The sequence below is a fragment of the Pseudomonas sp. UBA6315 genome (assembly GCF_002438125.1).
GTDB classification, from domain to species: domain Bacteria; phylum Pseudomonadota; class Gammaproteobacteria; order Pseudomonadales; family Pseudomonadaceae; genus Aquipseudomonas; species Aquipseudomonas faucium.
The window spans coordinates 9,646-20,440 of the sequence record NZ_DJTF01000207.1; the positions used below are offsets into that span (position 1 = coordinate 9,646).

General features: G+C 62.0%; 9 protein-coding genes and 1 pseudogene. 9 read left to right on the top strand and 1 reads right to left on the bottom strand.

What is annotated here, in order from left to right:
- Positions 1 to 719, bottom strand: a pseudogene (locus B3E94_RS24745) (phosphotransferase); the annotation flags it as partial.
- A gap of 117 nt (positions 720 to 836) precedes the next feature.
- Between B3E94_RS24745 and mrcB the strand changes: the two are divergent.
- The 9 genes from mrcB (at position 837) to msrQ (ending at position 10,705) form a co-directional block, all read left to right on the top strand.
- Positions 837 to 3,158, top strand: coding sequence for a penicillin-binding protein 1B (gene mrcB, locus B3E94_RS24750; RefSeq protein WP_176517401.1), 2,322 nt, complete (start codon positions 837 to 839; stop codon positions 3,156 to 3,158).
- A gap of 15 nt (positions 3,159 to 3,173) precedes the next feature.
- On the top strand, positions 3,174 to 3,977 hold the full coding sequence (locus B3E94_RS24755) for a tetratricopeptide repeat protein (protein WP_176517400.1): 804 nt from the start codon (positions 3,174 to 3,176) through the stop codon (positions 3,975 to 3,977).
- Positions 3,977 to 4,309 (top strand): YqcC family protein, encoded by a 333-nt coding sequence (locus B3E94_RS24760; RefSeq protein WP_236237730.1) that lies wholly within the window; start codon positions 3,977 to 3,979, stop codon positions 4,307 to 4,309. Before B3E94_RS24755 ends, B3E94_RS24760 begins: the two co-directional genes overlap by 1 nt.
- 408 nt (positions 4,310 to 4,717) lie before the next feature.
- Entirely contained in the window at positions 4,718 to 6,442 is a 1,725-nt protein-coding gene (locus tag B3E94_RS24765) for an acetolactate synthase 3 large subunit (RefSeq protein WP_176517398.1), read from the top strand.
- A gap of 1 nt (position 6,443) precedes the next feature.
- Positions 6,444 to 6,935, top strand: coding sequence for an acetolactate synthase small subunit (gene ilvN / locus B3E94_RS24770; protein WP_003250040.1), 492 nt, complete (start codon positions 6,444 to 6,446; stop codon positions 6,933 to 6,935).
- Between the two features lie 55 nt (positions 6,936 to 6,990).
- Entirely contained in the window at positions 6,991 to 8,007 is a 1,017-nt protein-coding gene (gene ilvC / locus B3E94_RS24775; RefSeq protein WP_003250043.1) for a ketol-acid reductoisomerase, read from the top strand.
- A 150-nt stretch (positions 8,008 to 8,157) separates the two neighbouring features.
- A complete protein-coding gene (pssA, locus tag B3E94_RS24780) occupies positions 8,158 to 9,000 on the top strand; it encodes a CDP-diacylglycerol--serine O-phosphatidyltransferase (protein WP_176517397.1) in 843 nt (280 codons plus the stop codon).
- Between the two features lie 77 nt (positions 9,001 to 9,077).
- Positions 9,078 to 10,091 carry a protein-methionine-sulfoxide reductase catalytic subunit MsrP gene (msrP, locus tag B3E94_RS24785; RefSeq protein ID WP_286915585.1) on the top strand — a complete coding sequence of 338 codons (1,014 nt, stop codon included), beginning with the start codon at positions 9,078 to 9,080 and terminating at the stop codon, positions 10,089 to 10,091.
- Positions 10,091 to 10,705, top strand: a complete 615-nt coding sequence (msrQ, locus tag B3E94_RS24790) for a protein-methionine-sulfoxide reductase heme-binding subunit MsrQ (RefSeq protein ID WP_286915586.1) — start codon at positions 10,091 to 10,093, stop codon at positions 10,703 to 10,705. The genes msrP and msrQ overlap by 1 nt, the downstream gene beginning before the upstream one ends.
- The last annotated feature ends 90 nt before the right edge of the window (positions 10,706 to 10,795 follow it).

A 10,795-nucleotide genomic window follows, 5' to 3' on the forward strand; every position in this document is an offset into this window, starting at 1 on the left:
AACGGCTCGTTGAACTCGATGCAGTCGAAGATCACCACCTTGCCGTCGATCAGGGTGGCGTTGCCCAGGTGGATGTCGCCATGGCACTCGCGGGTGAAACCATTGGCCTTGCGCGCGGCGAACAGGCCCTGGAGGCGATCGAAGCTGCTGCGGGCCCAGGCCTGCAGGTTGTCCAGCTGCTGCAGGTCGGCCTTGTCGCTGAGGAAGGGGCGGATCTGCTCGAAGTTCTGCTCGACCGGCGCCATCACGCTTTCCGGCGAGCCGTAGGGCTGCTCGGCGGCCACCTTGGGGGTCTGCAGATGGAATTCGGCGATCTGCCGGGCCAGCTGGTCGATGTGGCTGGCGTTCAGTTCACCATTGGCCTGCAGGGTGCTGAGCATCTGGCTCTGGGGGAACTGGCGCATCTTCAGGGCGTACTCGATTGCCACGCCCTCACCGCCGAGCTGCGGAGCTTCGGCGCTGCCGGTGATCGGTAGCACGTCGAGGTACAGGCCCTCGGTCAGGCGCTGGTTCAGGCGCAACTCTTCGTTACAGAAATGCTTGCGCTGGCTCAGCGCGGTGAAGTCGAGGAAGCCGAAGTTCATCGGCTTCTTGATCTTGTAGGCGTACTCGCCCGTCAGCAGGACCCAGGAGATGTGCGTCTCGATGAGCTGGAACCCGTCCACGGGGTGAGAGTAGAGGGCAGGGTTCTGCAATGCAGTGATCAAGGCTTGGCTCACGGGAAATCCTTCCGGGGGCAGGGAATTCGAAGGCGCCATTATGGTCAATGGTGCCGCCCCTGCATACCGCCAGAGGGCGCCTGCCCAGCCTTTGCAAAGTGCGTATAATCCGCCGCCATGACTCGAACCCGAAATCCCCGTACCCCTCAGAAACGCCCGACCGGCCGCTCGCGCGCCTGGCTGGGCTGGGCCTTGAAGCTCAGCCTGGTCGGCCTGGTGATCGTTGCCGGCTTCGCGGTTTACCTCGATGCCGTCGTGCAGGAGAAGTTCTCCGGCAAGCGCTGGACCATCCCGGCCAAGGTGTATGCCCGGCCGCTGGAGCTGTTCGTCGGCCAGAAACTGAGCAAGAACGACTTCCTCACCGAGCTCGATGCCTTGGGCTATCGGCGCGAGAGCGCGGCCAACGGGCCGGGCGCGGCGGCGGTCAATGGCAACAACGTCGACCTCAATACCCGTGGCTTCCAGTTCTACGAGGGCATGGAGCCGGCGCAGTTCGTCCGCGTGCGTTTCTCCGGCGACTACGTGGCGGGGCTCTCGGGGGCCAATGGCGGCAAGCTCGATGTGGTTCGCCTGGAGCCGCTGATGATCGGCGGTATCTACCCGAAAAACCTCGAGGACCGCATCCTCATCAAGATCGACCAGGTGCCGCCGTACCTGCTCGAAACCCTGGTGGCCACGGAAGACCGCGACTTCTACAGCCACTTTGGCGTGTCGCCCAAGTCCATCGCCCGGGCGGTCTGGGTCAACACCTCGGCCGGCTCCATGCGCCAGGGCGGCAGTACCCTGACCCAGCAGCTGGTGAAGAACTTCTACCTGACCAGCGAACGCAGCCTCAGCCGCAAGCTGACCGAAGCGATGATGGCCGTGCTGCTGGAAATGCACTACGACAAGCGCGAAATCCTCGAGGCCTACCTCAACGAAGTGTTCGTCGGCCAGGATGGCCAGCGCGCGGTGCACGGCTTCGGCCTGGCCAGCCAGTTCTTCTTCAGCCAGCCGCTGTCGGAGCTCAAGCTGCACCAGATCGCCTTGCTGGTGGGCATGGTCAAGGGGCCTTCCTACTACAACCCGCGGCGTTACCCGGAGCGTGCGCTGGCACGGCGCAACCTGGTCCTCGACCTGGTGGCCGAGCAGGGCGTGGCCAGCCAGGAAGTCGTTGACGCGGCGAAGAAGATGCCGCTTGGCGTGACCAAGCGTGGCAGCCTGGCCGACAGCTCGTTCCCGGCCTTCCTCGACCTGGTCAAGCGCCAGCTGCGTCAGGATTACCGGGATGAAGACTTGACCGAAGAAGGCCTGCGCATCTTCACCAGTTTCGACCCGATCCTGCAGATGAAGGCCGAGAGCTCGATGAACGAGACCTTCAAGCGCCTGGCCGGGCGCAAGGGCTCTGACCAGGTCGAGTCGGCGATGGTGGTGACCAACCCGGAAACCGGTGAAGTGCAGGCGCTGATCGGCAGCCGCCAGTCCGGCTTTGCCGGCTTCAACCGCGCCATCGATGCCGTGCGGCCGATCGGCTCGCTGGTCAAGCCGGCGGTGTACCTGACCGCGCTGGAGCAACCAAGCAAGTACACCCTGACCAGCTGGGTGCAGGACGAGGCGTTCTCGGTCAAAGGCGCCGACGGCCAGGTGTGGCGCCCGCAGAACTACGACCGCCGCCCGCACGGCACCATTTATCTGTACCAAGGGCTGGCCAATTCCTACAACCTGTCGACCGCCAAGCTCGGCCTTGAGGTGGGCGTGCCCAATGTCATCAAGACCATCGGCCGGCTCGGCGTGAAGGTGGACTGGCCGGCGTACCCGGCGATGCTGTTGGGTGCCGGCGGCATGTCGCCGATGCAGGTGGCAACCATGTACCAGACCATCGCCAACGGTGGTTTCAATACGCCGATGCGGGGTATCCGCAGCGTGCTGACCGCCGAAGGCGAGCCGCTCAAGCGCTACCCGTTCCAGATCCAGCAGACCTTCGACCCGGGTTCGATCTACCTGGTGCAGAACGCCATGCAGCGGGTGATGCGCGAAGGTACCGGCCGTTCGGTGTACAACGTGCTGCCCAGTTCGTTGACCCTGGCGGGCAAGACCGGTACCAGCAACGACTCGCGTGACAGCTGGTTCTCCGGCTTCAGCCAGGACCTGCTGGCGGTGGTGTGGATGGGCCGCGACGACAACGGCAAGACGCCGTTCACCGGCGCCACCGGTGCGCTGCAGGTCTGGACCAGCTTCATGAAGAAGGCCGACCCGCTGCCGCTGGACATGCCGCAACCGGACAACGTGGTGCAGGCCTGGATCGACCCTTACAGCGGCCGGGGTTCCGACGGAAGCTGTCCGGGAGCGGTGCAGATGCCGTATATTCGCGGCAGCGAACCGCCTGCCGGGGCAACCTGTGGCGGCGAGCAGAATCCAGCGGAATCGGTCATGGACTGGGTCAAAGGCTGGATGAATTAAGCACTGGCTGCATTGATGAGGTGTGACGTGAATAAGTGGCTGTTTCCTGCCTTGACGGCGCTGGCTGTGCTCCAGGGTTGCTCCAGTGTGCAGCGCGGTAATATCCCGGTGGTCGATTCGAGTACCCGGGTGTCCAACAGTGAACGGGTCACGGCCAACCGCTCGGCGGCGGGCATGGCCAACGGCACGGCGCAGGCGCAATCGCTGCCGGAAGACTCCGGGGTGACCGTGATGATCCCGCAGGGCGCTGGCGCCACGGGCATCCAGACCTTCCCGGCGGGCAACGGCGCTGCACCGATCAGCGCCGCGCCGATCACCCCGGGGCCGATTACCAGCGGGCCGGTCGGCAGTGCGCCGATGACCACCAACCCCAACCCGATCGCCGACGAGCCGTTCGACATCGCTTCGATGAACAGCACGCCTGCGGCCACCAGCGCACCGACCGGCATCCCGCGCAGCAACGCGGCTTCCGGCGGCCTGTCGGCTGACGAGCAACTCGATGGCCCGGTGCTGGCGCTGTTGACCACCGCCCAGTCGCAACAGGGCAGCGGCGACTTCAACGGTGCCGCGTCGAGCCTGGAGCGTGCCCAGCGCATCGCCCCTCGCGAGCCGCAAGTGCTGTACCGCCTGGCCCAGGTGCGCCTGTCGCAGGGTGACGCGGCCCAGGCCGAGCAGCTGGCACGCCGCGCGCTGACCTACGCCAACGGCCGCCCCGACCTGCAGGCCGAGTTGTGGAACACCATCGCCCAGGCCCGCGAGAAGCAGGGTGACAGTGCTGGCGCCGCGCTGGCCCGGCAGAAGGCAAGGGTCAATTCCTGATGATCGAGCAACGTATCCTGGATATCGTCGACCACCTGCTGCTGATCGAGCGTGAGCTGCAGGTGCAAGGCTGGTGGGACGACGAGCCGCCAAGCGACGAGGCCCTGGCCAGCACCGTGCCGTTCGCGGTCGACACCCTGAGCCTGGAGCAGTGGCTGCAGTGGATCTTCCTGCCGCGCATGAAGATCATCATCGAGCTGGGCCAGCCGCTGCCCAATGCTTCCGGAATCCTGGTGATGGCCGAGACGGTGTTTGCCGACCGTCCGGAGCAGAGCCGCGAGCTACGTCGCCTGCTAGCAGAGTTTGATCAATTGATCGCTCCTTCCGCCTGATTTCTTCTCTTTTTCCGTCAGGGGCCGCAGATTGTGGCCCTTTTTTATGGAAATCTTATTTTTTCTGCTGCTGAGTTGGTTTTTAGTGGTGGCAGGAATTCATCTTGGGGAAAAATTGGCAATAATTTTTCTTGACTTGTAGGCGGCAAATCACAAGAATCCAGATTCCGCTGTAGAGGGACTGCCAGAAGCAGACCCGCTAAGCAGATCATGAGGCGCACACCCGCGCCGACCTGTTACACCCCGCAACGCGTTACCTCGCGCTGGGTGGGAAAACCCCGCAACACTCTGGGGCGCTCCCAATACTTGCTCAGTCAGTGCTGACGTTCGCTCGTGCTCTGCTTGGCAGTAAACCTATTAAGACCCGTCCACTAGGGACGGTATTCTGGCGTTTTAGAGGTGAACAACGTGGAGCTTTTATCTGGCGCTGAGATGGTCGTCCGCTTCTTGCGTGACGAAGGCGTTAAGCACATCTACGGGTACCCTGGTGGTGCTCTCCTGCATGTTTACGATGCCCTGTTCAAGGAACCGGAAGTCGAGCACATCCTGGTTCGTCACGAGCAGGCCGCCACCCATATGGCCGACGGCTATGCCCGTGCCACCGGCAAGGCCGGCGTGGTACTGGTGACCTCTGGCCCAGGCGCGACCAATGCCATCACCGGCATCGCCACCGCCTACATGGACTCGATCCCGATGGTCATCCTCTCCGGCCAGGTGCCTAGCACCATGGTGGGTACCGATGCCTTCCAGGAAACCGACATGATCGGCATCTCGCGGCCGATCGTGAAGCACAGCTTCATGATCAAACATGCCACCGAGATCCCCGAAGTTCTGAAAAAAGCCTTCTACCTGGCGCAATCCGGTCGCCCAGGTCCGGTCGTGGTCGACATTCCAAAAGATATGACCAACCCGGCCGAAAAATTCGAATACGTCTATCCGAAGAAGGTCAAGCTGCGCTCCTACAGCCCAGCGGTTCGTGGCCACTCCGGGCAGATCCGCAAGGCTGCCGAGATGCTCCTGGCCGCCAAGCGCCCGATCGTCTACTCCGGCGGTGGCGTGATCCTCGGTGGCGGCTCCGAAGCCCTGACCGAGATCGCCAAGTCGCTGAACCTGCCGGTCACCAACACCTTGATGGGCCTGGGCGGCTACCCGGGTACCGATCGCCAGTTCCTCGGCATGCTCGGCATGCACGGCAGCTACACCGCCAACATGGCCATGCACCATGCCGACGTGATCTTCGCCGTCGGTGCGCGCTTCGATGACCGTGTGGTCAACGGCCCGGCCAAGTTCTGCCCGAACGCCAAGATCATCCACATCGACATCGACCCTGCGTCGATCTCGAAGATGATCAAGGCCGATGTGCCGATCGTCGGCCCGGTCGACAGCGTGCTCAGCGAAATGCTCGGCATCCTCAAGGAAATCGGCGAGCAGCCTGACAAGGCGGCCATCGATGCCTGGTGGAAGCAGATCGACGAATGGCGCGGCACGGGCGACCTGTTCCCCTACGACAAGGGTGACGGCAACATCATCAAGCCTCAGGCGGTGATCGAGACCCTCTGCGAAGTGACCAAGGGCGATGCCTTCGTCACCTCCGACGTGGGCCAGCACCAGATGTTCGCGGCGCAGTACTACCGCTTCAACAAGCCGAACCGCTGGATCAACTCCGGTGGCCTGGGCACCATGGGCTTCGGTTTCCCGGCGGCCATGGGCGTCAAGCTCAACTTCCCGGATCAGGACGTGGCCTGCGTCACTGGCGAAGGCAGCATCCAGATGAACATCCAGGAGCTGTCCACCTGCATGCAGTACGGCCTGCCGGTGAAGATCGTCAACCTGAACAACGGTGTGCTGGGGATGGTCCGCCAGTGGCAAGACATGGCCTACAACGGCCGTCACTCGCATTCCTACGTCGAGTCGCTGCCTGACTTCATCAAGCTGGCCGAGGCCTATGGCCATGTGGGCATCCGCATCACCAGCCTGAAGGACCTCAAGCCCAAGCTCGAAGAAGCGTTCGCGATGAAAGACCGCCTGGTGTTCATCGACATCGCGGTCGACCGTACCGAGCACGTCTATCCGATGCAGATCAAGGATGGCTCGATGCGTGACATGTGGCTGAGCAAGACGGAGCGTACCTGATATGCGGCACATCATTTCCCTGCTGCTGGAAAACGAACCCGGTGCTCTGTCCCGCGTGGTCGGCCTGTTCTCCCAGCGCAACTACAACATTGAAAGCCTGACCGTGGCGCCGACCGAAGACCCGACCCTGTCGCGTCTGACGTTGACCACCGTTGGCCATGACGAAGTGATCGAACAGATCACCAAGAACCTGAACAAGCTGGTCGAAGTGGTCAAGCTTGTCGACCTCTCGGAAAGCGCTCACATCGAGCGTGAACTGATGCTGGTCAAGGTCAAGGCCACCGGTGCACAGCGTGCCGAGATCAAGCGCACCACGGATATCTTCCGTGGCCAGATCGTCGACGTGACCGCCAGCGTGTACACCGTACAACTGAGCGGTACCAGCGACAAACTGGACAGCTTCATCCAGGCCATCGGCACCGCATCGATTCTCGAAACCGTGCGCAGTGGCGTCACCGGCATTGCCCGTGGCGACAAAGTGCTCAGCATCTAAATTCAAAAATTAGCGATGGCTCCGCAGGGGCCGAGATATAACCAGGGGTATTTTCATGAAAGTTTTCTACGATAAAGACTGCGACCTTTCCATCATCCAGGGTAAGAAAGTCGCCATCATCGGTTACGGTTCCCAGGGCCACGCCCAGGCGTGCAACCTGAAAGACTCCGGTGTAGACGTTACCGTCGGTCTGCGTAAAGGTTCGGCCACCGTTGCCAAGGCAGAAGCCCACGGCCTGAAAGTTGCCGACGTTGCCACCGCTGTCGCTGCGGCCGACCTGGTGATGATCCTGACCCCGGACGAGTTCCAGGGCGCGCTGTACAAGAACGAGATCGAGCCGAACATCAAGAAGGGCGCTACCCTGGCCTTCTCCCACGGCTTCTCGATCCACTACAACCAGGTCGTTCCACGTGCCGACCTGGACGTGATCATGATCGCCCCGAAAGCCCCGGGCCACACCGTTCGCTCCGAGTTCGTCAAAGGCGGCGGCATCCCTGACCTGATCGCTATCTACCAGGACGCCTCGGGCAACGCCAAGAACGTTGCACTGTCCTACGCTTCGGGCGTTGGCGGCGGCCGTACCGGCATCATCGAAACCACCTTCAAGGACGAGACCGAAACCGACCTGTTCGGTGAGCAGGCCGTTCTCTGCGGCGGTACCGTCGAGCTGGTCAAAGCCGGTTTCGAAACCCTGGTCGAAGCTGGCTACGCGCCGGAAATGGCCTACTTCGAGTGCCTGCACGAGCTGAAGCTGATCGTTGACCTCATGTACGAAGGCGGCATCGCCAACATGAACTACTCGATCTCCAACAACGCCGAATACGGTGAGTACGTCACCGGCCCGGAAGTCATCAACGAAGAATCCCGCAAGGCCATGCGCAATGCTCTGAAGCGCATCCAGGACGGCGAGTACGCGAAGATGTTCATCTCCGAAGGCGCTACCAACTACCCATCGATGACCGCCAAGCGCCGCAACAACGCCGCTCACGGCATCGAGATCATCGGCGAGCAACTGCGTTCGATGATGCCGTGGATCTCGGCCAACAAAATCGTCGACAAGACCAAGAACTAAGTCTTATCGAAAGATGAAAAACGCGGCTTCGGCCGCGTTTTTTCGTTCTGGCAGTCAGCTTCTGGTATAAAGCAGACCAGTGGCCTGCTGTCAGAACCTGTTTTGCAGGCCCGTGTCGAACATTTTCCATCCTGTTGCAAGGTACCCTCCATGAGCGAACGTCCCGAAGAGCCGAACAAGCCCTCCGACGCCGAAAGCCTGCTACCTGTCGATGAGCACGTTGAAGAAGGGCATGACGCAGAAGGCCGTAAGGTGCGCCACCGCGGCATCTATCTGCTGCCCAACCTGTTCACCACCGCCAACCTGTTTGCCGGTTTCTATTCCATCATCAGTTCCATGAGCGCGCAGAGCGCTGGCGACCCACGCGAGGCGAGCAAGTATTTTGCCTTTGCCGCCATCGCCATTTTCGTCGCCATGGTGCTCGACGGCCTCGATGGCCGTGTGGCCCGCATGACCAATACCCAGAGCGCCTTCGGTGCCGAGTACGACTCGCTGTCGGACATGGTTGCCTTCGGTGTGGCGCCGGCCTTGCTGGCATTCGGCTGGGCCCTGGGCGACATGGGCAAGGTCGGCTGGATGGTCGCCTTCATCTATGTGGCCGGTGCCGCGTTGCGCCTGGCGCGCTTCAACACCCAGGTCGGCACTGCCGACAAGCGCTACTTCATCGGCCTGGCCAGCCCGGCAGCCGCCGGCGTGGTGGCTGGTACCGTGTGGGCGTTCAGTGACTATGGCATCCAGGGCTCCAAGCTGTCGTTCCTGGTGGCACTGCTGGTGGCTGCAGCGGGCATGCTGATGGTCAGCAACATCAAGTACAACAGCTTCAAGGAGCTGGACCTCAAGGGGCGCGTGCCGTTCGTGGCGATCCTGGCGGTGGTGCTGGTGTTTGCCGTAGTGTTCAGCGACCCGCCCCGTATCCTGCTGCTGGTGTTCCTCGCCTACGCAGCTTCGGGGCCGATCCAGTACCTGCTGCGCGGGCGTCGTCGCAAAGCCTGAAAAAAGTTTTAATGCTGGAATAACCCTCCGGCTCCATAGTCTTACTGGTATCCCCCATCCAGTGCTGTGGAGCCGTCATGCTCATCAAGCTACCCAGGTCGTCCGACTGCAAGGCATCGGAGATCACCCCCGAAGGCCTCTATCTTTCTCGTCGCACGCTGTTGGGTGGCTCCCTGGCGGGGCTTGCCCTGGGTGCCATGCCGCTGGCGGCGCGAGCGGCGCAGGCTTCGCGCTATGCGGATGTGGAGGCAGGTGCCGCCCCAGCCTGGTTCAACGACAAGCTCGCGGCCGCGCAATGGCAGGCGGTGATGGTCAATGGCGAGGCGATCACACCCTTCAAGGATGCCACCCACTACAACAACTTCTACGAGTTCGGGCCCGACAAGGGTGACCCGGCTGCCAACGGTGGCAGCCTGAAGACCGAGCCGTGGTCGGTGGTGATTGATGGGGAGGTCGGCAAGCCGGGGCGTTATGCCCTGGAGGATTTCGTCAAACCTTATCAGCTCGAAGAGCGCATCTACCGGCTGCGCTGCGTGGAAGCCTGGTCGATGGTCATCCCCTGGCTGGGCTTTCCGTTGGCGCAGGTGCTCAAGCAGGTGGAGCCCACTTCGAAGGCGCGATACGTGCGCTTCGAAACATTGAAGGACCCACAGCACATGCCGGGGCAGCGTTCGGGGTTCGCCTTGATCGACTGGCCATATAGAGAGGGGCTGCGCCTGGATGAGGCCATGCATCCTTTGGCCATCCTGGCGGTCGGCATGTATGGGCGCGAGCTTGCCAACCAGAACGGTGCGCCGTTGCGTTTGGTGGTGCCCTGGAAGTATGGCTTCAAGAGCATCAAGTCGATCGTGCGCATCAGCCTGGTGGCAGAACAGCCGCAAACGACCTGGGAAGGCCTGGCGCCGGACGAATATGGCTTCTATGCCAACGTGAACCCGGAAGTCGATCACCCTCGCTGGAGCCAGGCGCGCGAACGGCGGCTGCCGAGTGGCCTGTTCAGTCCCAATGTGCGCCAGACCCAGATGTTCAATGGCTACGCCGATGAGGTGGCGTCGCTGTATGCCGGGCTCGACCTGCGGAAGAACTACTGATGCGCTATCCCTGGCTGCGACTTGCCATCTTCATGATGGGGTGCCTGTTCCCGGTGTGGTGGTTGTACGAGGCGGCGATGAGCTTGCTGGGACCGGACCCTGGAAAGATCATGATGGATCGCCTGGGCTTGGGCGCGCTGACCTTCTTGCTGGTGACGCTGAGCATGACGCCTCTGCAGAAGCTGACGGGGTGGTCGGGCTGGATCGTGGTGCGGCGCCAGCTCGGGTTATGGTGCTTTGCCTATATCGTGCTACATATCCTCTGCTACCTGTTCTTTATCCTGGGGTTGGACTGGGGGCAGCTGGGCGTGGAGCTGCGCAAGCGGCCCTACATAATAGTGGGCTCACTGGGCTTTCTCGGTTTGTTGGCATTGGCAGTGACGTCCAACCGCTATAGCCAGCGCCGGCTGGGCGCGCGTTGGAAGAAGCTGCACAAGCTGGTGTATGTGATTCTCGGGTTGGGTCTGCTGCACTTCTTGTGGATCGTTCGCTCGGATCTGCGGGAATGGGCGATCTATGCAGGGATTGGTGGGTTGTTGATGATGTTGCGCATACCCGCTGTGGCGCGGCGGGTACCTCGGGTAGTACAGCGCGGGGGGAGGGCGGTTCCGTAGGCTGGATATTGCGTTCTCCTGGAATGTTTCAAATAAATGAAATTAAGCCTTGACCCATCTTCGAATCCCCTTATAATGCGCCCCACTTCC

Excerpts from the sequence above, each read along its gene's own strand:
- msrP (WP_286915585.1), top strand. The coding sequence starts at position 9,078 with ATGCTCATCAAGCTACCCAGGTCGTCCGACTGCAAGGCATCGGAGATC.
- B3E94_RS24760 (WP_236237730.1), top strand. The coding sequence starts at position 3,977 with ATGATCGAGCAACGTATCCTGGATATCGTCGACCACCTGCTGCTGATC.
- ilvN (WP_003250040.1), top strand. The coding sequence starts at position 6,444 with ATGCGGCACATCATTTCCCTGCTGCTGGAAAACGAACCCGGTGCTCTG.
- mrcB (WP_176517401.1), top strand. The coding sequence starts at position 837 with ATGACTCGAACCCGAAATCCCCGTACCCCTCAGAAACGCCCGACCGGC.
- B3E94_RS24755 (WP_176517400.1), top strand. The coding sequence starts at position 3,174 with ATGAGGTGTGACGTGAATAAGTGGCTGTTTCCTGCCTTGACGGCGCTG.
- pssA (WP_176517397.1), top strand. The coding sequence starts at position 8,158 with ATGAGCGAACGTCCCGAAGAGCCGAACAAGCCCTCCGACGCCGAAAGC.
- msrQ (WP_286915586.1), top strand. The coding sequence starts at position 10,091 with ATGCGCTATCCCTGGCTGCGACTTGCCATCTTCATGATGGGGTGCCTG.
- ilvC (WP_003250043.1), top strand. The coding sequence starts at position 6,991 with ATGAAAGTTTTCTACGATAAAGACTGCGACCTTTCCATCATCCAGGGT.